General features: G+C 64.1%; 20 protein-coding genes and 1 other RNA gene. 4 read left to right on the forward strand and 17 right to left on the reverse strand.

Annotated features, from left to right (window positions below; genetic code table 11):
* Positions 1-128: 128 nt before the first annotated feature.
* Genes murB through mraZ form a run of 12 tightly spaced genes read right to left on the reverse strand, consistent with a single transcriptional unit; the run spans position 129 to position 13,820 of the window.
* Positions 129-1,094, reverse strand: coding sequence for a UDP-N-acetylmuramate dehydrogenase (gene murB / locus P9230_RS04125; RefSeq protein ID WP_127217036.1), 966 nt, complete (start codon positions 1,092-1,094; stop codon positions 129-131).
* Positions 1,091-2,497, reverse strand: a complete 1,407-nt coding sequence (murC, locus tag P9230_RS04130) for a UDP-N-acetylmuramate--L-alanine ligase (protein ID WP_278117538.1) — start codon at positions 2,495-2,497, stop codon at positions 1,091-1,093. Before murC ends, murB begins: the two co-directional genes overlap by 4 nt.
* Positions 2,494-3,618 carry an undecaprenyldiphospho-muramoylpentapeptide beta-N-acetylglucosaminyltransferase gene (murG, locus tag P9230_RS04135; RefSeq protein WP_278117540.1) on the reverse strand — a complete coding sequence of 375 codons (1,125 nt, stop codon included), beginning with the start codon at positions 3,616-3,618 and terminating at the stop codon, positions 2,494-2,496. The genes murC and murG overlap by 4 nt, the downstream gene beginning before the upstream one ends.
* A gap of 6 nt (positions 3,619-3,624) precedes the next feature.
* Positions 3,625-4,776, reverse strand: coding sequence for a putative lipid II flippase FtsW (gene ftsW / locus P9230_RS04140; RefSeq protein ID WP_278117542.1), 1,152 nt, complete (start codon positions 4,774-4,776; stop codon positions 3,625-3,627).
* A complete protein-coding gene (gene murD / locus P9230_RS04145) occupies positions 4,776-6,176 on the reverse strand; it encodes a UDP-N-acetylmuramoyl-L-alanine--D-glutamate ligase (RefSeq protein ID WP_278117544.1) in 1,401 nt (466 codons plus the stop codon). The genes ftsW and murD overlap by 1 nt, the downstream gene beginning before the upstream one ends.
* 9 nt (positions 6,177-6,185) lie before the next feature.
* Positions 6,186-7,268 (reverse strand): phospho-N-acetylmuramoyl-pentapeptide-transferase, encoded by a 1,083-nt coding sequence (gene mraY / locus P9230_RS04150; protein ID WP_095802416.1) that lies wholly within the window; start codon positions 7,266-7,268, stop codon positions 6,186-6,188.
* Positions 7,269-7,288: 20 nt separating this feature from the next.
* Entirely contained in the window at positions 7,289-8,722 is a 1,434-nt protein-coding gene (locus P9230_RS04155) for a UDP-N-acetylmuramoylalanyl-D-glutamyl-2,6-diaminopimelate--D-alanyl-D-alanine ligase (protein WP_278117546.1), read from the reverse strand.
* Positions 8,719-10,173, reverse strand: coding sequence for a UDP-N-acetylmuramoyl-L-alanyl-D-glutamate--2,6-diaminopimelate ligase (locus P9230_RS04160; RefSeq protein ID WP_095802414.1), 1,455 nt, complete (start codon positions 10,171-10,173; stop codon positions 8,719-8,721). The genes P9230_RS04155 and P9230_RS04160 overlap by 4 nt, the downstream gene beginning before the upstream one ends.
* A gap of 54 nt (positions 10,174-10,227) precedes the next feature.
* Positions 10,228-11,952 carry a penicillin-binding protein 2 gene (locus P9230_RS04165; protein WP_066990727.1) on the reverse strand — a complete coding sequence of 575 codons (1,725 nt, stop codon included), beginning with the start codon at positions 11,950-11,952 and terminating at the stop codon, positions 10,228-10,230.
* Positions 11,949-12,344: a hypothetical protein gene (locus P9230_RS04170; protein WP_066990723.1), complete on the reverse strand. Its 396-nt coding sequence runs from the start codon at positions 12,342-12,344 to the stop codon at positions 11,949-11,951. The genes P9230_RS04165 and P9230_RS04170 overlap by 4 nt, the downstream gene beginning before the upstream one ends.
* 4 nt (positions 12,345-12,348) lie before the next feature.
* The gene (gene rsmH, locus P9230_RS04175; RefSeq protein ID WP_095779050.1) at positions 12,349-13,365 is read right to left on the reverse strand and encodes a 16S rRNA (cytosine(1402)-N(4))-methyltransferase RsmH; all 1,017 of its coding nucleotides are present in this window, start codon (positions 13,363-13,365) and stop codon (positions 12,349-12,351) included.
* The gene (gene mraZ / locus P9230_RS04180; RefSeq protein WP_095783823.1) at positions 13,362-13,820 is read right to left on the reverse strand and encodes a division/cell wall cluster transcriptional repressor MraZ; all 459 of its coding nucleotides are present in this window, start codon (positions 13,818-13,820) and stop codon (positions 13,362-13,364) included. Before mraZ ends, rsmH begins: the two co-directional genes overlap by 4 nt.
* Positions 13,821-14,214: 394 nt before the next feature.
* On the opposite strand from mraZ, the gene P9230_RS04185 reads away from it, so the two are divergent.
* Positions 14,215-15,330, forward strand: a complete 1,116-nt coding sequence (locus P9230_RS04185) for a cystathionine gamma-lyase (RefSeq protein WP_278117548.1) — start codon at positions 14,215-14,217, stop codon at positions 15,328-15,330.
* 24 nt (positions 15,331-15,354) lie between these two features.
* Here the strand turns inward: P9230_RS04185 and rnpB are convergent.
* From rnpB to P9230_RS04210, 5 genes are all read right to left on the reverse strand, one after another.
* Positions 15,355-15,755: RNase P RNA component class A (gene rnpB / locus P9230_RS04190), an RNA gene on the reverse strand.
* 58 nt (positions 15,756-15,813) lie between these two features.
* Positions 15,814-16,524 carry a transglycosylase SLT domain-containing protein gene (locus tag P9230_RS04195; protein WP_095802411.1) on the reverse strand — a complete coding sequence of 237 codons (711 nt, stop codon included), beginning with the start codon at positions 16,522-16,524 and terminating at the stop codon, positions 15,814-15,816.
* Between the two features lie 185 nt (positions 16,525-16,709).
* Positions 16,710-17,477, reverse strand: coding sequence for an N-acetylmuramoyl-L-alanine amidase (locus tag P9230_RS04200; RefSeq protein ID WP_278117551.1), 768 nt, complete (start codon positions 17,475-17,477; stop codon positions 16,710-16,712).
* Entirely contained in the window at positions 17,474-18,193 is a 720-nt protein-coding gene (locus P9230_RS04205; protein ID WP_278117553.1) for a DnaJ family molecular chaperone, read from the reverse strand. Before P9230_RS04205 ends, P9230_RS04200 begins: the two co-directional genes overlap by 4 nt.
* A 133-nt stretch (positions 18,194-18,326) precedes the next feature.
* Positions 18,327-18,527, reverse strand: a complete 201-nt coding sequence (locus tag P9230_RS04210) for a hypothetical protein (protein WP_082954075.1) — start codon at positions 18,525-18,527, stop codon at positions 18,327-18,329.
* Positions 18,528-18,701: 174 nt separating this feature from the next.
* Between P9230_RS04210 and P9230_RS04215 the strand changes: the two genes are divergently transcribed.
* From P9230_RS04215 to P9230_RS04225, 3 genes are all read left to right on the forward strand, one after another.
* Positions 18,702-22,325 (forward strand): hydantoinase B/oxoprolinase family protein, encoded by a 3,624-nt coding sequence (locus P9230_RS04215; protein WP_278117554.1) that lies wholly within the window; start codon positions 18,702-18,704, stop codon positions 22,323-22,325.
* An 84-nt stretch (positions 22,326-22,409) separates the two neighbouring features.
* Positions 22,410-23,657 (forward strand): DUF3419 family protein, encoded by a 1,248-nt coding sequence (locus tag P9230_RS04220; protein WP_067329013.1) that lies wholly within the window; start codon positions 22,410-22,412, stop codon positions 23,655-23,657.
* Positions 23,654-24,319 carry a class I SAM-dependent methyltransferase gene (locus tag P9230_RS04225; protein WP_127245808.1) on the forward strand — a complete coding sequence of 222 codons (666 nt, stop codon included), beginning with the start codon at positions 23,654-23,656 and terminating at the stop codon, positions 24,317-24,319. The genes P9230_RS04220 and P9230_RS04225 overlap by 4 nt, the downstream gene beginning before the upstream one ends.
* Positions 24,320-24,323: the final 4 nt, after the last annotated feature.

Genomic DNA, 24,323 nt, shown 5'->3' on the forward strand with positions numbered 1-24,323 from the left:
CCTATGATTCCGAGAGATTCACTTTCCGCGAAAACGGGCGAGAAAAGTGTGTTGTTGAGTCTTTGCGGTAACGCTTGACGGCGTCGCCGACGACGCAAGTTCAAGCACTACTTGAACATCGCAGCGAGCTAAAGAAGCTGGCCCAGGAACTCCTGCACCGCGTGACCCGGCCGGAAGTTGCCCAGCCGCTTGATCTCCCAATGCAGGCGGATGCCCGAATTTTCCAGCACCCGCGCGCGCACCGTCTCGCCGAGATATTCGAGATCGTAGCCGGTCGCCGTGCCGGTGTTGATCATGAAGTTGCAGTGCATGGGAGACATCTGCGCGCCGCCGATCATCAGCCCGCGGCAGCCGGCCTTGTCGATCTCTCTCCACGCCGACGAGCCTTCCGGGTTCTTGAAGGTCGAACCGCCGGTCTTCTCGCGGATCGGCTGCACCGTCTCGCGATGGTTCTGCACGGCATCCATCGCCGCCTTAATCGCAACCTTGTCTTGCGGGATGCCCTCGAAGATGGCGGAGGTAAAGATCAACCCGCCAGGCGCCGACGAATGGCGGTAGGCATAGCCCATATCCGCATTGCTCAGCGTATGGACATTGCCTGCGCGATCGAGCGCCTGCACCTCGACCATGCGCTCGCGCGTCTCGACGCCATTGGCGCCAGCGTTCATCCTCAGCGCCCCGCCGACAGCGCCCGGAATGCCGTGATAGAAATGGAACCCGCCGATGCCGGCTTCATAAGCCACGGCGGCCAGACGCTTGTCCGGCGTTGCCGCGCCAGCCTTAATGGTGGTCGATCCGGTGACTTCGGCCTCGCCGAAGCCCTTGGCGGAGAGCCTCACCACAAAACCGGGGATGCCGCCGTCGCGCACCAGAAGGTTTGAGCCGACGCCGACGACCGTAATCGGGATTTCCTCCGGCACCGCGCGCAGGAAGGCCGCGAGGTCCTCCTCGTCGGCCGGCTGGAACAGCGCTTCCGCCAGCCCACCGGCACGGAACCAGGTGATCTTGTCCATCTCGGCATTGGGCGTGACGCGGCCGCGCAGGCCGGCAAGCTTGTCGCCGAGCTTGTCGATCAGGTCCTGGCCGCGCATCATGAGGGGCCCCCACCGAGTTCCTTGGGCAGCGCATAGGCCCATTGCGTGATGTTGCCGGCGCCAAGGAAGATGACGAAGTCGCCGGGCTTGGCAAGTTCGCGGACGGCCGGCGCGACCGCCGTCGGGCCTTCGATATAGCGCGCGTCGCGATGGCCGCCGGCACGGATGCGCGACACCAGCGCGTCCGAGGTCACGCCCTCGATCGGTTCCTCGCCGGCCGCGTAAACGGGCGCCACCATGACCGTGTCGGCATCGTTGAAGCAGACGGAAAACTCATTGAACAGGTCGTGCAGCCGGCTGAAGCGGTGCGGTTGCGCGATCGCGATGACGCGGCCCTTTGTGGCCCCGCGCGCGGCCTTGAGCACCGCCGCGATCTCCACCGGGTGGTGGCCGTAATCGTCGAAGACCTCGACGCCGTTCCAGGAACCGGTGTGCGTGAAACGCCGCTTGACGCCGGCGAAGGATGACAGGCCTTTCTTGATGGCTTCGGCGGACAGACCGAGCTCGTGCGCGACCGCGATCGCCGCCGTCGCGTTGGAGACATTATGGCGGCCGGGCATGGGCAGTCGCAGACCTGTGATCGTCGTCGTGCCCGGTCCCTTGCGGTCGCGGATCACCACGTCGAACTCGGATGTAGCTCCGTCCATGCGATGATTGGCGAAGCGCACGTCGGCCTGGGCATTCTCGCCATAGGTGATGACGCGCCGATCCTCGATGCTGCCGACCAGCGCCTGCACCTCCGGATGGTCGGTGCACATCACGCCGAAACCGTAGAACGGAACGTTCTCGACGAACTGGCGGAAGGCCTCGCGCACCTTGTCGAAGCTGCCATAGTGGTCGAGATGCTCGGGGTCGATGTTGGTGACGACGGCGATGTCGGCCGGCAGCTTGAGGAAGGTACCGTCGCTCTCGTCGGCCTCGACCACCATCCACTCGCCGTCACCCATGCGGGCATTGGTACCATACGCGTTGATGATCCCGCCATTGATGACGGTCGGATCGAGCCCGCCGGCTTCGAGCAGCGTCGCGACCATGGAGGTGGTCGTCGTCTTGCCATGCGTGCCGCCGATGGCGACCGCCTGGCGGAAGCGCATCAGCTCGGCCAGCATCTCGGCGCGGCGCACGACCGGCAGCAGTTTCTCGCGCGCCGCCTTGAGCTCGGGGTTGGATTTCTTGATGGCGGTCGACACCACGACCACCTCGGCCTCGCCGATGTTCTCGGCCTTGTGGCCGACGAAGCATTCGATGCCCCTGTCGCGCAGCCGCTGCACATTGGCGCCGTCCGCCTGGTCGGAGCCCTGCACCTTGTAGCCGAGATTGTGCAGCACCTCGGCAATGCCGCTCATGCCGATGCCGCCGATGCCGATGAAATGCACGAGGCCGATCGTCTGCGGCATCTTCATGCGCGCGTCCTCCTGTAGTCGGAAACCGTTTTGCCGGACGCAATAGCCTCTGTCAGATCGGCGAGCAACCGCGCCGCGTCGGGTTTTCCGGCCGAGCGGGCAGCCGCAGCCATTGCGGTCAGCCGGCCGGGATCCTCCATCAGCCCGCCGACCAGCGCGGCGATCCGCTCGGCCGAGAGCGTCGATTGCTGATGGACCTCGGCCCCACCGGCGGCGGCAAGTGCCGCGGCATTCGCCGCCTGGTCGTGATCGAGCGCATGCGGGTAAGGCACCAGCAGCGCCGGGCGGCCGATGACCGCGATCTCCGATACGGTCGAGGCACCGGACCGCGACATCACCAGATGTGCGGCCGCCATGCGCGCCGCCATATCGGTGAAGAAGGGCGAGACCTGCGCGTCGACGCCGAGATCGGCATAGGCGGTCTTCACTCGCGCCACGTCTTCCGCGCGCGCTTGCTGGGTGATCGCCAGCCGCTTGCGCTGCGCTTCGGGCAAAAGCGCTATCGCCGCCGGCACAGCATCGGAAAAGAACTGCGCACCCTGGCTGCCGCCGAAGACCAGGAAGCGGAACGGCTCGCTGGCATCCGACGCGACATAAGGCGATTTCGCCGCTTCAAGTATCTGCGGCCTCACAGGATTGCCCGTGGTCACCGTCTTGGCGCCGGCCGCGCTTTCCCCCTCCGGCAGGAACCCGCCGGCAATCGCATCGACCCGGCTCGACAGCGCCTTGTTGGCACGTCCCATGACGGCGTTCTGCTCATGGATCAGCGTCGGCACCTTGCGCCGTGTCGCCGCATAGAGCGGCGGCAATGTCGGATAGCCGCCGAAGCCGACGACGGCGTCGGGCTTGATCCTGGCGATGACACGCCCCGCTTGCCGCACGCCTTGCCAGATCGTCCAGAAGGACGCGAGCACGGCGAAGGGATTCTTCGAACCCAAAGTCGCCGAGCGGATGGAGTGGATCGCGGCGGCGGGAAAGTGGCCGGAGTAGCGCTCCGCGCGGCGGTCGGTGGCAAGATGCACCTCCCAGCCCCGCTCGATCAGCTCATGCGCAAGCGCCTCGGCTGGGAACAGATGTCCGCCCGTTCCGCCGGCCGCCAGCAGGATGACACCCCTCGACATCCCGCCTCATTCCGCCGGCATGGCGCGCTGCGAGAAGGCGTAGCCAATCTGCTTGCGCTTTTCGGGATGCCTGCGCGTCAGCGCCAGCACCATGCCCATCGAGACGGCAATCGCGATCTGCGAGGAGCCGCCGTAGGAAATGAAGGGCAGCGTCATGCCCTTGGCCGGCATCAACTGTAGGTTCACGCACATGTTGATGGCCGACTGCAAGCCGAAAATGGTGACGAGCCCGCCGACGGCGTAACGGGTGAAGTCGTCATGCTCCTTGAGCGCGATGCTCAATCCGCGCAGCACGATGAAAGCGAAAATCGACATGATGAAGAAGCACATGATCAGCCCGAACTCCTCGCCCGCGACCGAAAACACGAAGTCGGCGTGGCTGTCGGGGATGACCCGCTTCACCGTGCCCTCGCCTGGGCCGACGCCGAACCAGCCGCCATTGATCAGCGCCTCGCGGCCCATGTCGACCTGGAAAGTGTCGCCTTCGCCGGTGAGGAACTTGTCAATGCGGGCGGCCACATGCGGAAACACTGTATAGGCCGCGAACACGCCGCCGACGCCGGCAGCCCCCAGCGCGACGATCCAGAACCACGGCAGGCCGGCCATGAAGAACATCACGCCCCAGGTGCCCAGCACCAGCATGGTCTGGCCGAGATCCGGCTGCGCGATCAGCAGCGAGATCACCAAGGCCAGCAGCAGCATGGCGAACAGATTGCCGGGAATGTCTGGCTGGCGCTTGTGCTCGGCAAACAGCCAGGCGCAAATGATGACAAAGGCCGGCTTCAGGAACTCGGACGGCTGGATCGAGAGCCCGGCGAGCGATACCCAGCGCCGCGCGCCCTTCACCTCGACGCCGATATAGAGAACCGCCACCATCAGCACCAGCATGATGCAGATCATCGCCAGCGACATGCGCCTTATTTGTCGCGCTTGCAGGAAGGAAACCGCGAGCATCACGACGAGCGCCGGGATGGTGAAGATGATCTGTCTTGTGGCGAAGTGGAAGCTGTCGAGACCGATGCGCTCGGCGACCGCCGGGCTTGCGGCGAAGGACAAGACGATGCCGAGCCCCATCAGCGACAGGAATGCCGCCAGGAACCAGCGATCGATCGTCCACCACCAGGTTGCGACCGGACTTTTGTCGAGACGGCTTTGCATCAACGTGGCCCTCCGATGGGTTTCACCCCATCAATAGCAGTCGCAGCTTGCCTGAAGGCTTCGCCGCGAACCTCGAAATTCTTGAACTGGTCGAAACTGGCGCAGGCCGGCGAAAGCAGGACGACGGCCTCGCCGCCGGTGTCGCCCGCGGCGTCATGGGCGGCGTGCTCGACCGCGGCCACCAACGTTCCGGAAATTTCGTAAGTCACCGCCTCGCCGAGCGTGGCGGCGAAAGCGGGAGCGGCCTCGCCGATCAGATAGGCCTTGGCGATGCGTGGGAAGAAACCGCGCAGCGGCTCTATCCCGCCTTCCTTGGGCAGGCCGCCTGCGATCCAATAGATGCGGTTGAAGCTCGACAGCGCGGGAGCCGCCGCATCGGCATTGGTCGCCTTGGAATCGTTGACGAACAGCACATGATCCTTGCGGCCCACCTGCTCCATGCGGTGCGCCAGCCCCGGGAAGCTTTCCAGCCCCGCCTGGATCTCGCCGAGTTCCAGCCCGACCCTGAGGCAGGCGGCCACGGCGGCGAGCGCGTTCTGCGCATTATGCTGGCCGCGCAGCGAGCCGATGCCTTCCAGGAATGCGATGCGGCTGTAGCGACCGTGCACGGCTTCCATCAGATTCGTGCCGTCAGCGAAATAGCCGTCGGTCAGCGGCAGGCGCTTGGAAATGCGGATCACTTGCCGGCCTGCCCGCTCCAGCCGGTCGGCGATCTGGGCGCACCAGGAATCGTCGACGCCGATGATCGCGGTGTCGCTGCCGGCGACCAGCCTTTCCTTGATCGAGGCGTAATGGGCCATGGTGCCGTGGCGGTCGAGATGGTCGGGCGTCAGATTGAGCAGGATGCCGGCGGTCGGATTGATCGAGGGCGCGAGATCGATCTGGTAGGAAGAGCACTCCACCACATAGTGCCGTTCGGCCTCGGGCGGATCGAGCGTCATGATGGCGCGGCCGATATTGCCGCCCATCTGGGTGTCGCGTCCGGCCGACTTCAGGATGTGCGCCGTCATCGCTGTGGTCGTCGATTTGCCGTTGGTGCCGGTGATCGCGACGAAGGGTGCGGCCGGCGCGCGCTGGATGCGCTCGCGGCAGAACAGCTCGATATCGCCGATCACCTCGACGCCGGCGCCGCGCGCCAGTTCCACCGTCCAGTGCGGCTTCGGATGCGTGAGCGGCACACCGGGCGACAGGACGAAGGCCGCAAAGCGCGACCAGTCGGCGCCGCGCAGGTCGCCGGTCGCGATCCCGGCGGCTGCTGCCTTGGCGACGCTGTCCGGATTGTCGTCCCAGGCGAGGATCTCGGCGCCGCCGGCGATCAGCGCATGCGCGGTGGCAATCCCCGACCCGCCGAGCCCGAAGAGCGAAACGCGTTTGCCTGCAAATGAAGCGGCGGCGATCAAGCGGGCATCCTATCTGAGCTTGAGGGTGGAGAGGCCGACCAGCGCCAGGATGACGGCGATGATCCAGAAGCGGATCACCACCTGGCTTTCGGTCCAGCCGAGCTTTTCGAAATGGTGATGGATCGGTGCCATCAGGAAGACGCGCTTGCCGGTCATCTTGAAATAGCCGACCTGGATGATGACCGACAGGATCTCCACCACGAACAGGCCGCCTACAATGACCAGCACGATCTCGTGCTTGGTGGCGACAGCGATGGTGCCGATCAGGCCGCCCATGGCAAGCGAGCCGGTGTCGCCCATGAAGATTGCGGCCGGCGGTGCGTTGAACCACAGGAAGCCGAGGCCGGCGCCGATGACGGCGCCCAGCACGACCGCCAGTTCGCCGGTGCCGGGAACGAAATGGATCTGCAGATACTCGGCGAACACCGCGTTGCCGGAAAGATAGGCGATGACGCCGAACGACGCCGCAGCGATCATGATCGGCACGATCGCCAGCCCGTCCAGACCGTCGGTCAGGTTCACCGCATTGCCGGCGCCGACGATCACGAAGCAGGAGAACGGCACGAAGAACCAGCCGAGATGGATCAGGAATTCCTTGGCGAACGGGAAGGTCAGCGACGACGAGAACGGCGCCTGGCCATTGTGCATGATCACCCAGGCCGCGATGCCGGCGACAACGAATTCGATCGCCAGCCGCGCCTTGCCGGAGAAGCCCAGATGCGACTGTTTCGTCACCTTGAGATAGTCGTCGTAGAAACCGATCGAGCCGAAGCCGACGGTGACCAAAAGCACCACCCAGACATAGATGCTGGAGAGGTTTGCCCACAGAAGCGAGGAGCCGATGATGCCGGACAGGATCATCAGCCCGCCCATCGTCGGCGTTCCGGCCTTCTTGAAATGCGTCTGCGGTCCGTCGGCGCGGATCGGCTGGCCCTTGCCCTGGCGAAGCCGCAGCGAATTGATGATGGTCGGTCCGAATATGAAGACGATCAGCGCCGAAGTGATCAGCGCACCGCCGGTGCGAAAGGTGATGTAGCGGAAGACATTGAAGGCCGAGATCTTGTCCGCGAAATCAACGAGTAAAGTGAGCATCGGTCCCCCGGATCCCGACCTCAGGTCGGTTCAATGGTTGCGGCTTCCGCCGGAAATTTGCCGAGCAATGCCTCGACCAGCTTTGAAAAGCCGATGCCTTTCGACGACTTGACCATCACCACGTCGCCCGGCCTGATCGCCGACATGACGACGGGCTTCAGCTCTTCGGCTCCTGGCCGGTACTCGGTTTCGACATCCGAAGGCAAAACCTCGGCCAGTGCCCGCATCTCCGGGCCGCCGAGAAAGACGTTGCGCGTTTCTGTGCCGACAATAAGTTCGGCAAGGGCCGCGTGGAGCTTCGCCGAATGGCTGCCGAGTTCCAGCATGTCGCCAAGCACGGCGATGCGCCTGCCCTCGCCCGATACCGGCGTGGCGTTGAGCAGCGCCATGGCTGCCGCCATCGACGCCGGGTTGGCATTGTAGCTCTCGTCGATCAGCGTGATCGGACCGCTCGGATGACGCAAAATGTGGCGTCGGCCGCGCCCGCGCTCGGCCGAAAGATCGGCGAGCGCCGCCGCGACCTTGTCGAGATCGGCGTCGACCAGTTGCGCGGCGCCAAGCACCGCCAGCACATTCTGCACGATGTGGCGGCCGGGCGCCCCCACACGGGCCGTCACGTCCCTCTTGCCGATCTTGACCGCGATATCGGAGTGATCGGCATAAAGGTCGCAGCCAACAAGACGAAAGGCCGAGCGGGCGTTCTCGCCGAAGCCGAAGACATGCTCGACACCTGCATCCTTGGCCACTTTCCCGAGCAGCTTCCAACGCGGATCGTCGCGATTGAGCAGCGCGGCGCCGCCGGCCTCTATGCCCTCGAAAATCTCGGCCTTGGCCATGGCGATCTCGTCGAGATTCTTGAAGAAGCCGAGATGGGCGGCCGCGATCAGCGTGACGATCGCGACATGCGGCCTCACCATCTTGACCAGCGGCCTTATCTCGCCCGGATGATTCATGCCGATCTCGAAGATCGCGTAGTCGCAGTCTGCGGGCATGCGCGCCAAGGTAAGTGGCACGCCCCAGTGATTGTTAAACGACTGCGCCGAGGCGTGCACCTTGCCGACCGCCGACAGCACATGGCGCAGCGCTTCCTTTGTGGTCGTCTTGCCCGCAGAGCCGGTCACCGCGATGATCTTGGCCCGTGAGCGAGCGCGCGCCGCAATGCCGAGCTTTTCCAGCGCCGCAAGCACATCCTGCACGACGATCATCGGCGCCGTCAGCCGGCCAAGGGACGGCAGCTTGCCCTCGGCCACCACCAGCACGGCAGCGCCCGCCTTCACTGCAGCGGTTGCGAAATCGTGGCCGTCCATCGTCTCGCCCTTGATGGCGAAGAAGGCGTTGCCCGGCTCGAGGCTGCGGCTGTCGATCGAAATGCCGGTGATGCCTTCCGGCAGCGAGCCGATCGGCCTGCCGCCCATGGCCTCGACAAGCGCTTGCGACGTCCACAGCAAGCTCATGCGGCGCGCTCCTGGAGCGCCTCGCGCACTTCCTCATGATCGGAAAAGTGGAAGGTTTCGGTGCCGATCGTCTGGCCTTCCTCATGCCCCTTGCCGGCGACGATCAGCGTATCGCCTGCATGGAGCATGGCGACGGCCTCGTGGATCGCTTTGCGGCGGTCGCCGATCTCGATGGCGCCGGGCGCCGCGGCAAGGATTGCCGCGCGGATGGTTTCGGGGATTTCCGTGCGCGGATTATCGTCGGTGACGATGACGACATCGGCGAGCCGGGTCGCGATCTCGCCCATGATCGGCCGCTTGCCGCGATCGCGGTCGCCGCCACAGCCGAAGACGACAACGACCCGGCCCGTGGTGAACGGACGAACCGAGGTCAGGACATTTTCCAACGCGTCGGGCTTGTGCGCGTAGTCGACATAGACCGGAGCGCCGGCGGCCGTCGTGCCCACAAGGTCGAGGCGGCCCGGCGCACCTTTAAGTTTCTCCAATGCGGCCAATGCCTTATCAACGGATGTTCCAGTCGAGATGGCGAGGCCGGCCGAAACCAGCGCGTTGGCGATCTGGAAATCACCTGCCAACGGCAGGTCGATCTCGTGAAGCACACCATCGGCCTCCACCTCGGCACGCTGGCGCCGCCGCTCATGCTCGACGCGCTTCAGCGTCAGGAATTCGCCGTGGCGGCCGACGGTCAGAACATTGAGGCCCGCTGCCCGCGCGGCATGAACCGTCGGCTGCGACCAGGGATCGTCGGCGAAGATCACGGCCGGCGCCCCCTTCGGCAGCAGCGTGTCGAACAGACGCAGCTTGGCACGATGATAATCCTCGACCGTCGGATGGTAATCCATGTGGTCGCGGCCGAGATTGGTAAAGCCGCCGGCGGCCAGTTTGACGCCGTCGAGCCGACGCTGGTCGAGACCATGGCTGGAAGCCTCCATCGAGGCGTGCGTTACCCCTGCCTCCGTCAGTTCCTTGAGCAACTCGTGCAGCGCGACCGGATCGGGCGTAGTCAATGAGCCATATTCGTTGCGGCCCGGCGCCACCACGCCGGTCGTGCCGATCGAAGCGGCGGCAAAACCTGCCTGCTCCCAGATCTGGCGGGTGAACGCGGCAACCGATGTCTTGCCGCTGGTCCCGGTTACGGCGACCATCGTCCGAGGCTGCTTGCCGAAGAAGCGCGCTGCGCTCAGCGCCAATGCCAGACGGGGATCATCGACGGCAAGAACCGGGATCGACAGACCGGAGATTGTATTGCCTTTGGCCGCCACGATTGCGGCAGCGCCGCGGCCGGCGGCATCGGCGGCATAGGTCGAGCCATCAGCCTTGCTGCCGGCGAGCGCGAAAAAAACGACGCCCGGTCTTACCTGGCGGGAATCGGAGGAGAGACCGGTAACCTCCAGATCGGGGGAAGCTGTTCCCTCGACAGGCAGGATACCGGCTAGATTTTTCAGATACATTGAGTCCCGTTCACCGCAACAAAATAGCGCGCAGTTGCCGGCGCGCCCCAAGAATCACTGATAGGAAACCAGCGTTGCACCATTTTCATGGCTGAAATCTGGCTTCACGCCAAGCATCGAAGCCGCACGCCTGATGATGTTGCCTGCCATGATACCGGCATTCGAGGCGGCGGTGGCGCCCATGCCGGGCTTTTCCGGCTTCGGCTCATCGGCGATGGTCAGCACGATATATTGCGGATCGTCCATCGGAAAGGCGGCGACGAAGGCGTTGAAATTCTTCTCTTTCGAGTAACGACCGTTGACGACCTTTTCCGCCGTGCCCGTCTTGCCGCCGACGCGGTAACCCGGAACCCTGGCGCTCTTGCCCGAGCCTTTCTCGGCGTTGAGTGCGTAGAGATAGCGCATCCCTTCCACCGTTGTGTCCTTGACCACCCTTTTGGCCACCTCCATCGCCTGCTCGGCCGTGCGCGGCAGAAAAGTCGGCTCGATCAAATAGCCACTCATCAATGCGGCGCAGCCGACGGCAGTCTGCAGGGGCGTCGTCGAGACGCCATGGCCGAAGGCGATGGTGATCGAATTGACCTGCTTCCATACTTTCGGTTCGGTCGGGCGCGCCACTTCCGGCAACTCCGTCTGCATCTTTTCGAGCACGCCTAGCCGATGCAGGAACTCGCGATGCCCTTCGATGCCGACAGCCTCGGCTTCTTTGGCCGAGCCGATGTTGGACGAATAGATGAACACTTCGGGCACCGAAAGCACACGGCCTTTGCTGTGGAAGTCATGGATGGTCTGGCGGCCGATCCTGATCGGGCGCGACGCATCGAAGCGACTCTCCAGCGTCACCTTGCCGGAATCGAGCGCCATGCCGGTGGTGAAGCTCTTGAAGGTCGAGCCCATCTCGTAGAGCCCTGCCGACATACGGTTCAGCCGGTCCTTTTCCTGAGCATTGTAGGGATTGTTGGGGTCAAAATCCGGCACCGAGGCCATGGCCAGGACTTCGCCGGTCTTGATATTGAGGACCACCGCGCCGGCCGCGATCGCGTGGAACCGCTCCATGCCGGTCGCCACCTCGTCGCGCACCACATGCTGGACGCGCAGGTCTATCGACAGCTTCACCGGCTTCAGATCCCTGGCCACCGCCAGTCCTGACGCCTGCAGATCGGTCAGGCCCTGGTCATCGATGTACTTCTCCATACCGGAGATGCCCTGATTGTCGATGTTGGTGAGCCCGACAATGTAGGATGACGTTTCGCCGCTCGGATAGAAGCGGCGCTTTTCGGTGCGGAAACCGAGACCCGGGATGCCAAGCGCCATGATGTCGGCCTGCTGCTTCGGCGTCAGCTGCCGCTGCAGCCAGACGAAGCCGGCGCCGCTCTTCAGCTTGTGATAAGTCTGCTCGTAGTCAATCTCGGGAAGCACGGTCGAGAGCTTCTCGATCGCCTCGTCGGCGTCGACGATACGGCGCGGCTCGGCGAACAGCGACGCCGTCTTGATGTCGGTCGCCAGCACCTCGCCGTTGCGGTCGACGATGTCCGGCCGCGATGCAGTGACGCGGCTCTGCGGACCACCCGAATTGTCCGGATTCTGCAGGCCGAGATAGACCAGACGGCCGGCAATCGTCGAATAGATGGTGAAGAACACCGCCATCGTCATGACGATGCGGGTCTTGGCCTTGCCGCCGGTTGCCTTGCGGGCGGCGTCGACGACGATCGAGCCGTCCTCAGCTGCCTTGCTTCGGCGCTTCAGCAGGTTGCCGATCCCTGGAAGCCTGCTGATCATTGCACGGTGCTCCCGGTCACCACCGGATCCTTGCCGTCCGACGGCCCTTTGCCCGAATTGTCGGCCATGCCGCCAAGCGGCTGCGACGACAGGTCCTCGATATTGAGCGGCTTCATCGGCACGTCGTCGAGCCCGCCGATTTGGTGGGCGTTGAGCGGCTCGAGCCCGAGCTGCGACTTGTAGATTTCGGCAAGCTTCTGCAGCCGCGCCGGCTGGGTGAGCAGGCTCCAGTCCGCCTTGAGAAGATCGATTGTGTCTTCCTCGTAGCGGATCTGCGCCTGCAGCTTCTGCACCGCCGCCAGCTGGTCCTCGGCCTCGCGCTTGGTCTTGTAGGTCAATGCCGCCGCCGAGACCATGACGGCGATCAGGACTATATCGCTGGTGCGAAACACGTGCTTACCTCTCCCCCGGCCGCTCGACGGCGGGAAGCTTTGGAAGGCCGAAAATCGAAAAGTCGCCGGCGCGCGCAGGCGCGCCGGTGCGGATTGCCGCGCGCAGCCTCGCCGAGCGCGCCCGCGGATTGCCGGCGATCTCGGCCTCTCCCGGCGTCACCCCGCCGCCGGATTTGCGGAAGGTCGCCAGCCGCGCCGGCGCGTCCGGCATATGACGCGATCCGCTGGCCGCATCGGCGCGATCGGCGATGAAGCGCTTGACGATGCGATCCTCCAGCGAATGAAAGGTCACGACGGCGAGCCTGCCGCCCGGCTTCAGCACCCGCTCGGCGGCGAACAGCGCGCTCGCCAACTCGCCGAGCTCGTCATTGACGAAGATGCGCAGCGCCTGAAAGACGCGGGTGGCGGGATGGATCTTGTCCTTCGGCGCGCGGCCGACATGGGTGGCGATGGCGTCGGCAAGATCGAGCGTGCGCTCGAAGGGCCGCTTCTCGCGCCGGGCCTCGATCATGCGGGCGATGCGGCCGGCATGCCGCTCTTCGCCGAGAAAGCCGAAGATGCGGGCAAGGTCGCCCGCCTTGAAGGTGTTCACGACGTCGGCGGCGCTCAGGCCAGCCTGCGCCATGCGCATGTCGAGCGGTCCGTCGGCGCGAAAGGAAAAGCCGCGCCCGGCCTGGTCGAGCTGCATCGACGAGACGCCGATGTCGAGCACGACGCCGTCGGCGCTTTCGACATGCTTGTCCAGGGTCGAGAACGGCTCCTGAACGAGCTTCAGCCTGCCGCCGGCCTGCTGTTCCAGAGCCTTGCCCGCGGCGATCGCATCCGGATCACGGTCGATGGCCACGACCGAGGCGCCGCGCTCGAGGATGGCGGTGGTGTATCCGCCGGCGCCGAACGTGCCGTCGACGATCGTCTCGCCCGCCTTGGGTTCAAGCGCCTCCAGCACTTCGGCAAGGAGGACCGGAATGTGACGGACCAGTCCGCCAACGGCGTGAGGATCATCGCCGTGGCCAGTCATCATTCCGGTCGCTCCCCGGGCTTCGTCCCCTGCCGAAGCTGCAAAAGCCTGGCTCGAGCCTGCGCCCCATAGGCGGCAAGCCGGCCCGGCTCCCAGATCTGGAAGAAATTGCCGCGGCCGACAAAGGCCACCTCGTTCGAGATGCCCGTGTGCTCGCGGATGAAATCGGTCATCGTGATGCGGCCGTCCTGGTCGAGTTTCAGGAACGTCCCGTCGCCATGGCAGAAGAAGGACATATCGTCCGCCGTCTGCAGGAAGGGATCTTCCAGCGCGATCCGCTGCTCGTAGCGGTCGAGCAGATCGAGCCCGCCGACGTCCATCGCCGGAAGGTCGAGGCAGCGTAGCGCATAGAGTTCCGCATAGCCACGTTTCTGCACGACCGAACGGAAATGCGCCGGAACGGATACCCGCCCCTTCGCATCGATCCTGTTTACTGCGTTTGACAGAAATCGGTCCACTACGCCTTACAGCCGCTGTCGCCGCCGCACCCCTGCCCATGTTTTTCTCCGCGCCGCCGCGCATCGCCTCGCGACAAATCGCTTCATTCACCAAGGTGAAAACCGGCAAACGCGCAGCCGCCGCGACTGCCCGATTGGCGTACGCTTCACCCTGACGCGGAACGAAAGCTTGATGGGAATGGGATATCATGGGGTAATGTGGGCGTCAACGGGAAGAGGCATCACAAACACGCATGCCACAACCTGAAAGCGCAGGCTCGCGGCACGTCTCGTCTTTATCGTCCATTAAGCCTAACGAAGCGTTTAGAAGGCTCTGGCCCAAAAGGACGCGGCTTGCCGCGAGGGGCCGCCACGCCTAGCGTTCGGACGTCAGTTCAGCGAAGGAATGCGCCCAATGTCCGAAACCGCGAAGTCACGCGCCGCGACACTTGCCCATCTGCGCAGCGGCGATCTAGCCAAGGGCGATCCCATCCCTTTGCCGCTGACAATGGCCTCGATCTTTCATTCGCCGGGCGACGCGACGGGCTTCGATCAATACGGCCGCTTCAGCAATCCGACATGGCACGCGGTCGAGCATGCGCTTGGTCATCTCGAAGATGCGCAGTGCGTCGCCTTTCCGTCGGGCATGGCGGCGATTTCGGCAACGTTCTTTGCGCTGGTCAAATCTGGCGACCGCATCCTCTTGCCCTCGGACGGCTACCACACGACGCGGGCTCTGGCGGAGCGTTTTCTGAAACCGCTCGGCATCGCCTATGACGTGAGGCCGACATCGAGCATGCTCGACGGCGGCTTCGCCGGCTACCGGCTGGTCTTCGTCGAAACCCCCTCGAACCCAAGGCTGGATACCTGCGACATCGCCGCCGTCGCCAAGACCGCCCACGAACAAGGTGCGCTCCTCATCGTCGACAACACGACGATGACGCCCTTCGGCCAGCGCCCGCTCGACCTTGGCGCCGACATCGTGGTCTCGGCCGACACCAAGGCGATCAACGGTCACTCGGATGTGCTGTTCGGCCATGTCGCCAGCCGCGATCCGGATATTATCGCCAAGGTCAGGGACTGGCGAGAAACCGCCGGCGGCATTCCCGGGCCGTTCGAGGCCTGGCTCGTGCATCGCGGCCTTGAAACACTTGAGGTGCGGTACGATCGCATGTGCTCCTCGGCGGAAACGATCGCCCGCCGGCTCAAGGGGCATCGCGCCGTGAGCGGCTTGCGCTTTCCAGGCCTTGAGGGCGACCCCTCGCACAATCTGGCGCGTGCCCAGATGGAGCGCTTCGGCTTTCTCATCTCGTTCGAACTGGCTTCGGAAGAGAAGGCCGAGGATTTCATCAACAACTGCGCGCTGATTGAATCGGCGACCTCGTTTGGTGGCGTCCATACATCGGCCGAGCGGCGATCGAAGCGCGGCGATGCCGTGCCGCCCGGCTTCGTGCGGCTGGCCGTCGGCTGCGAGCCGGTGGAAGAGCTCTGGCAGGCAATCGAGGCGTCTTTGGACCGGCTTGGCGGCTGAGCGGCTCGGAGCGCTGTGGAGGAAAATGCCAGCTGGCCTGTAAGCCGGGTTCTGTATGGCCCCCACGCCTTGCGGCGCGGGAACGTGGCGGCCATTCATCTTGGGCGCATGTCGCCATGCGCCTCACGCAACCTACCCGGGCGGTGGGCCGGAAACAGCCCTCGAAGGTTTCCCTTCGCACCGCCCCTATTCGGTCTTGCTCCCGGTGGGGTTTGCCGTGCCGCTTCTGTTGCCAGTCGCGCGGTGGGCTCTTACCCCACCCTTTCACCCTTGCCGCGGCAAATGCCGCGGCGGTTTGCTTTCTGTGGCACTTTCCCTGGGGTCTCCCCCGCCGGCCGTTAGCCGGCACCGTGTCTCCATGGAGCCCGGACTTTCCTCACCCGCAGCCTTTCGGCTCTTGCGGGCGCGGCCGCCCGGCCAGCTGACAAGGGCGTATAAAGGGATTCGCGCCTGAAAACGCAACAAAAAAGGCAACTGTCCCGCTTAGACAGGCGAACCGAGCGCTGCCATCTGCACCTTCACCTTGCTGCAATAGGCGGCCGAAATCGGATTCATCCGCGTCGCCCCATGGCCGGCATTGTATTTGAGGATGGTACCGCAGGTGGTGCCGCCACCTAGCCCCTGCGCCATGGCGAGGTACTTCATGCCGTATTTGATGTTGGTGTCGGGATCGAACAGTCCCTTGACCGAACCGGTATAGCCCATCATCCGGGCCGTCGCCGGCTTGATCTGCATCAGGCCGATCTCGCCGGCGCCGCCGACCATGTTGGGCCGGAAGTTGCTCTCGATCGTGATGACGGCCTTGGCCAGCGACACCGGCACGCCGTAGCTTGCCGCATAGCGGGCGATGATCGCCGAATATTGGCCGTCGCCAGTTGCCGAAGAAGACAAGGCGGGCTTTTCAGGACGGATGGAAGCTGTCGCGGTCAGGTCGATGGTTTGCCTGCTGCGCTTTGCGTAGCGTTTGACTCTTGATTTCGCGGACCGCGCTGCGGCGGCTTTCTGCACCTTCGCCGGGGCAGCTCTCTTGGTCGTCGAAGTCTTGGCGCTTGGCGCAGCCTTGGGCTTTGAGGCGGTCGCAGCAAACCCATTGTCCGCCGCCCGGAGGCTCAGGGGGGCGCTGTTCGCTGGGCTGAAGGCAAAAGTCATCACTCCGGCAGCAACGGCTGCCGCTACAACGGTCAATCTTTGCATGTATTCCTGTTCTGTTAGAACCGCGCGAAGAATTTCACGCGGCGGGGCCAATCCAACACCGGAGCATCTTGGAGGGATAGATGCCCGACAACTTGCGGGAGATGCGTTTGGAGACCGAATTGGCGCCAATAAAGGCGAGGCAATTCACTTTGTATGACAAATTGTAATTTAGCCAGCTTGGCAGGCTATTTGGAAGAGGCTGCCTTTATCGCAGCCAAAAGCCTTTGGAGCGTGCTGATCGTCGAACCGTCCGCCACGCCGTCGACGAGCCGCCGTCGGAAATGCCGCTGAAACGCCGCCACCACGATTTCCGTCTGGCGGTCGAAGACACCCGATATCTCGGCGCTGTAGCCGTACAGCGCCAGCATCGACTGCAGGGCTTCCACGTCAGCACCTGCGTCGCCCGCCCTCAGCGCCGCGCCCATCTTGATCGGGGCCGCGGGAACGAGATGACCGACGCCGGCCGCAAAGAGCGCCTTCCAGGGAAACTTCTCGCCCGGGTCGACCTTGCGTCCCGGCGCCACATCGGAATGCGCAAGCACCCTTTGCGGTGGAATGGAATGCCGGTCAGCGATCCCCACGCACAAATCGATCACGGCCTTGATCTGCCGCTTCGGGAAGGTTTTGTAGCCCAGCGAATGCCCGGGGTTGACGATCTCGATGCCGACAGAGCAGGAGTTGATGTCGGTGCACCCGAACCATGAACTCTTGCCGGCATGCCAGGCGCGGTCGCTTTCGCGCACCATTTGCACGATGCGGCCGTCCTCATGCACAAGATAGTGCGAGGATACCTCGCTTGCCGGATCGCACAGCCAGGCCTCGGCCCCAGGCCCCGTCGGCATGCCGGTATAGTGCAGCACGATCATGTCGGGCCTGAGCGTCTCGCGTCGCGGACCGAAATTCGGCGATAGCCTGACCTCGGCACCCGGCTGGTCGGGCAAGAAACCGCTCATACGTGCCTGAGGCCCCGTTCGATCATCTCATAGGCGGCATTGATCGCAGCGACCCTTGTCGTGGCGATCTTGATGAATTCCTGCGGCAGGCCGCGCGCGATCAGCCGGTCGGGATGGTTGTCGGAGATCAGCTTGCGATAACGCTTCCTGACCTCCTCGAATGGCTTCCCGCGTTCGACGCCGAGAACCACATAGGGATCGGCGGTGCCCAGATTGACGTGGCGCGCCAGGATCGCCTGGTAATGCGCCTCATCGATCTGAAAAATCTCGGCGATGCGATGCAGGAATTGCCCTTCCCTCTCGTGAACCAGGCCATCCGCCTTGGCGATGTGGAACAGCCCGTCGAGTATGTCTTCCAGCATCTTGCAATTCGCATGACCGGAACCGCAAAGCTGCGACATGCGCTGGGCGTAGATTTCAAATCCGGCAACATCGCGCTTGGCGAGGTCATAGAGGCGCGCCACATTGCGCGTTTCGCTCGGCGGCACCTCAAAGATTTCCTGGAAGGCGCGCACCTCGTCCTGGGTGACGATGCCGTCGGCCTTCGCCATCTTGGCCGAAAGCGCGATCATCGCCACCGAGAAGGCCACGCGCCGGCGTAGATCCGGGTCGCCCGAGTACACGGTCCGCACGGCCTCGACGACATCGCCGACGCCCGAGGACGCCGACGACGAAACACGAGCGATGAAGTCGCCGAGGCGGTCCCAAATCGACATGCGGCTTCTTAGTGCGAACCGGGCACCGCTATCAAGCCGGGACGATGCCGCAGGTCGATCGACTTTGAGGACAGTCCCGCCAAAAAGGAAGGCCGGCACAGGGGCCGGCCTTCCTGATTCAGTGGATGAACTTCTACTGCGCGGGCGCAGCAGGAGGTGTTGCCGGAGCCGGTTCAGCAGGCTTCGAAGGGTCAGGGGTGGCCGGCTTCATTGGCTGTTCGTTGGCCGGCGGGTTGGTGCTCTGCGTGGTGGTGTTGTCGGTGCTGCTGTCGCTGCAAGCCGCGACCCCCAGCAGGGCGAGCGCCGAAACAGACGCCAGAATAAGCTTCTTCATGGTATCTCTCCTTCAGCAAACGCTCACGTTTCGGTGAACGTCGCAGAAGAAATGCAGAAATCAGACCTGGGTTTCGTAACGTTGCGTTTCCATGTGTAACACCAGGGCGCATGGTTGCCGGGGCCAAAACGGCGAACTAACAGAACGGGTTGTCGCAGATAACGGATAAGCAGCATGCAGGACGCCGCAGCCAACAAATGGGATTTCTGGATCGACCGGGGCGGGACCTTCACCGACATCATCGGCCGCGATCCGCAAGGCCGACTGCATCCCCGGAAGCTTTTGTCGGAGAACCCTGAGGCCTATGCCGATGCCGCTATCCAGGGCATCCGCGAACTGCTTGGACTGAAAACCGGCGCCGCCATCCCCGCGGAGCGCATCGGCGACATAAAAATGGGCACCACTGTCGCTACCAACGCGCTGCTGGAGCGCAAGGGCGACCGCGTGCTGCTGCTCATCACCAGGGGTTTTCGCGACGCGCTGCGCATCGCCTATCAGGCGCGGCCGGATATTTTCGCCAAGGAGATCATCCTGCCCGAACAGCTGTACGAGCGGGTGGTAGAGATCGACGAGCGCGTGCGCGTGGACGGGTCCGTCGAGCGCCTGCTCGACATCGCCGCCTGCCGCCCGGCCATTGAGCAGGCCAAGGCCGACGGCATCGACGCGGTAGCCATCGTCTTGATGCACGCCTGGAAATATCCCGACCATGAAAAGGCAGTCGCGAAAGTCTGTCGCAAGATCGGCTTCAGCCAGATATCGGTCAGCCACGAGGTCTCGCCGCTCATCAAGCTGGTCGGTCGTGGCGACACCACGGTGGTTGACGCCTATCTGTCGCCGATCCTGTCACGCTACGTGCAAAGGGTGGCGGGAGAATTGGGCGCCGGCCCGCGGCTGATGTTCATGATGTCATCGGGCGGGTTGACCGCCGCCGACATGTTCCAGGGCAAGGATGCGCTGCTTTCCGGCCCGGCCGGCGGCGTCGTCGGCATGGTCGAGACGGCGAAGCTCGCCGGCTTCGACAAGGTCGTCGGCTTCGACATGGGCGGCACCTCGACCGACGTCGCCCATTATGACGGCGAATACGAGCGCGCCTTCGACACTGAAGTCGCCGGCGTTCGCATCCGCGCGCCGATGATGCGTATTCATACGGTCGCGGCCGGCGGTGGCTCGATCCTGCATTACGAGGCCGGTCGCTTCCGCGTCGGCCCGGACTCCGCCGGCGCCAATCCCGGCCCGGCCGCTTATCGACGCGGCGGCCCGCTCGCCGTCACCGACGCCAATGTCATGCTCGGTAAGCTGCAGCCCGACGTCTTCCCGGCGATCTTCGGCCCCGGTCAAGACCAGCCGCTCGACATCGCCGCCGTGCGCGAAAAATTCGCGGCTTTAGCCGCCGAGATCGGCGATGGACGCTCGCCCGAAGCGGTGGCCGAGGGTTTCGTCACCATCGCCGTCGAGAACATGGCCAACGCCATCAAGAAGATTTCGGTGCAGCGCGGCTACGATGTCACTGAATATCTCTTGAACTGTTTCGGTGGCGCCGGCGGCCAGCATGCCTGCCTCGTCGCCGATGCGCTCGGCATGGAAGCGGTGCTTATCCACCCCTTCTCCGGCTTGCTTTCGGCTTACGGCATCGGGCTGTCGACGGTTTTCGCCTCGCGCCAGCAGGCGTTGCTGAAGCCGCTCGCCGAAGAGTCCCGCTCCTCGATCGAGGACCTGATTGCGACCTTGCACCAGGGCGTCATCGCCGAGCTTGCAGTGCAAGGCATTGCGCAAGACGCCATCGCCTCAAAGCCGGTCCTGCAGATCCGTTATGACGGCACCGACACAACTTTGCCGGTCAACTTCGAGCACGGCTCGATTTTTCGCGCCAGGAGCGATTTCGAGGCCGCGCACAAGGCGCAATTCGGCTTCGTCTACGAAGACAAGCCGATGATCGTCGAGGCAGTCGGCGTCGAAGGCAGCGATGTCGGGACCGCCGGCCGCGACGAAAGTGAATCAGGGCTCGAAGACCAGGTGGCAAGCCCCTGGCAGTCCCGGCAATTCTTCGCCGACGGAGCCTGGCGCGATGCCGGCATCTTCCGGCGCGAGGATTTGAAGCCCGGTCACAAGGTGGCAGGCCCCGCGCTCGTCATCGAGCCGAACCAGACCATCGTCGTCGAGCCGGGCTGGCAGGCCGAGATCACGGCCAGGAACCACGTGCTGCTGCGGCGTATAGAGAAAAAGGCGCGGCAGGCGGCGCTCGGCACCGAAGCCGATCCGGTGATGCTCGAGGTCTTCAACAACCTTTTCATGTCGATCGCCGAGCAGATGGGCGTCACGCTGCAGAACACCGCCTATTCCGTCAACATCAAGGAGCGGCTCGATTTTTCCTGCGCCGTGTTCGACCGCCATGGCGCGCTGGTCGCCAACGCGCCGCACATGCCGGTGCATCTGGGGTCCATGGACCGCTCGGTCGAAACCGTCATCCGCCTGAATTCGGGTGATATCCATCCCGGCGACGTTTTTGCTCTCAACGCGCCCTACAATGGCGGCACGCATCTGCCCGACATCACCGTGGTGACGCCGGTGTTCGACGACGCACGCAAGGAAATCCTCTTCTGGACGGCCTCGCGCGGCCACCATGCCGATGTCGGCGGCACCGCGCCGGGCTCGATGACGCCTTTGGCCACAACCGTCGACGAGGAAGGCGTGCTGTTCGACAATTTCCGCATCGTCGATCGCGGCCGCTTCCGCGAGGAGGAGCTCGAGGCGCTCCTCACCGACCATCCCTATCCTGCCCGCAATCCCGCCCAGAACATCGCCGACCTCAAGGCGCAGATCGCCGCCAACGAAAAGGGCGTGGCGGAGTTGCGCAAGATGGTCGCGCATTTTGGCCTCGCTGTCGTCGAGGCCTATATGGGCCATGTTCAGGACAATGCCGCCGAGAGCGTGCGCCGCGTGCTGGAAAGGCTGCCCGACAGTTCCGACTACGAGTATGCCACCGACACCGGCCAGGTGATCAAAGTGAAGATCACCGTCGATCGGCAAAGGCGCGACGCGACGGTCGATTTCACCGGCACCTCGAAGGTCATGAAGAACAATTTCAATGCGCCGGAGCCGGTGGCGCGAGCCGCTGTGCTCTATGTCTTCCGCGTCATGGTCGAGGACATGATCCCGATGAACGCCGGATGTCTCAGGCCGATCAACATCGTCATCCCCGACGGTTGCATGCTCAAACCCTCCTACCCTGCCGCCGTCGTCGCCGGCAATGTCGAGACCTCGCAGCATGTCACCAACGCGCTGTTCGGCGCCATGGGCGCGATGGCCAACGCGCAAGGCACAATGAACAATCTCACCTTCGGCAACCGGCAATACCAATATTATGAGACGATCTGCTCCGGCTCGCCGGCCGGCCAAATGAATTCGGGCCGCGGCTTTGCCGGCACCTCCGGCGTCCACACGCATATGACCAATTCGCGACTTACCGATCCCGAAGTGCTGGAACTGCGCTTCCCGGTCGTGCTGGAAGACTTCCACATCCGCGACGGTTCCGGCGGCAAGGGCAAATGGAACGCCGGCAACGGCACCAAACGCACGATCCGCTTCCTCGAAAAAATGGAATGCGCCATCCTCTCCTCACACCGCAACCGCCCGCCGCAGGGTCTGAACGGCGGCGGCGACGGCGAGGCCGGCTCGACCAAGGTCAGACGCAACGACGGCTCGATCGAGGTGCTGAAGGCCTGCGACCAGACCACGCTCGACGCCGGCGAGGCCGTCATCGTCGTCACGCCGACGCCCGGCGGATTCGGCAAGGCCTAAGACTCAGCGTCAGCAGCCTGTCACCCGCCTGTCACAACGCTGCGCTACCCGCTTGCGCCAATGCAAACGGGGAATCAGCTTGCCATGTCGGATGTATCGGGAGAACTCGTTTTTCGACGCGGCAAGGAAGTTGGAAAGGCCGTCTACCAGAACCGCGCCCTGTCGAAGGACGGCATTTCCGAGCGGCTTTTCGCCTTCCTGTTTTCCGGCCTCGTCTATCCCCAGATCTGGGAAGACCCGGATGTCGACATGGACGCCATGCAGCTTGGCGCCGGCCATCGCGTCGTCACAATCGCGTCGGGCGGCTGCAACATTCTGGCTTACCTCACCCGCTCGCCGGCCCGGATCGACGCCGTCGACCTCAACGCCGCGCACATCGCGCTGAACCGCATGAAGCTGGAGGCGGTGCGCCATCTGCCCTCGCAGGGCGATCTGTTCCGCTTCTTCGGCGCAGCCGATACCAGCCACAACTCGGAAGCTTACGACCGCTTCATCGCGCCGCATCTCGACCCGGTCAGCCGTCACTACTGGGAGCGCAGGAACTGGCGCGGCCGCCGCCGCATCGCGGTTTTCGACCGCAACTTCTACCAGACCGGCCTGCTTGGCCTCTTCATCGCCATGGGCCATCGTGTGGCAAAACTGTTCGGTGTCGATCCGGCCGGCATCATGAAGGCCGAGAACATCGGCGAGCAGCGCCGTTTCTTTAACGAGGAGCTGGCGCCGGTCTTCGACAAAAAGCTGCTACGCTGGGCGACATCGCGCAAGGCCTCGCTTTTCGGTCTGGGTATCCCGCCGGCACAGTACGACTCGCTGATCACGTCCGGCGACGGTTCGATGGCGAGCGTCTTGAAGGCGCGGCTGGAGAAGCTCGCCTGCGATTTCCCGCTGAAGAACAACTATTTCGCCTGGCAGGCCTTTGCCCGCCGCTATCCGCAGCCCGGCGAGGCAGCCCTGCCCGCCTATTTGGAACAGCGCAACTACAGGACGATCCGCGCCAACACCGAACGCGTCGCCATCCATCATGCCAACTTGATCAAATTCCTCGCCGGCAAGGATGCGGGCTCGGTCGATCGCTTCGTCCTGCTCGATGCCCAGGACTGGATGACCGACGACCTGCTCAACGATCTGTGGACCGAGATCACCCGCACGGCCTCGGTTGGCGCGCGCGTGATCTTCCGCACCGCGGCCGAGCCCAGCCTGCTGCCGGGCCGCGTCTCCAGTTCCCTGCTCGACCAGTGGCGCTACGAAGCCGAGGCCTCGCGCGAATTCTCGGCCAGGGATCGCTCGGCGATCTATGGCGGCTTCCATCTCTATGTGAAGCGCGCCGCATGAGCACGACGGAGCTGCCGGTCCGCCATGCCGATCTGATGGATGGCGTCTATCGCTGGCAGCGCCATATCTACGACATTACCCGCAAATACTACCTGCTCGGCCGCGACCGGCTGATAGCGGGGCTCGACGTGCCGCAAGGCGGCACCGTGCTCGAGCTCGGCTGCGGTACCGGCCGCAACATCGTTCTTGCCGCCCGGCGCTATCCAGACGCCCGCTTCTTCGGTTTGGATATCTCGGCCGAGATGCTGGAGACGGCAAACGCGGCTATCGCTCGCGAAGGTCTCTCCGACAGGGTCGAACTGGCGCGCGGCGACGCCACGGATTTCGATCCGGCGGCGCTCTTCGGCATCGAGCGCTTCGACCGTGTCTTCATATCCTATTCGTTGTCGATGATCCCCGGCTGGGAGAAGACCGTGTCGGCCGCGCTTGCCGCGCTCGCACCCGGCGGCTCGCTGCATGTCGTCGATTTCGGCCAGCAGGAAGGTCTGCCAAACTGGTTCCGGGCCTTGCTGCGCGGCTGGCTGCGGAAATTCCATGTCACGCCGCGCGCCTCGCTGCGCGACGTCCTTGACTCGGAGTCGAAACGGACCGGCGCAACCTTCCGTTTCAGAACGCTTTATCGCGGCTATGCCTGGCTCGGCGTCATCGGAGCTCGGATGTAGAGAG

Source organism: Mesorhizobium sp. WSM4887 (genome assembly GCF_029625865.1).
Taxonomy (GTDB): domain Bacteria; phylum Pseudomonadota; class Alphaproteobacteria; order Rhizobiales; family Rhizobiaceae; genus Mesorhizobium.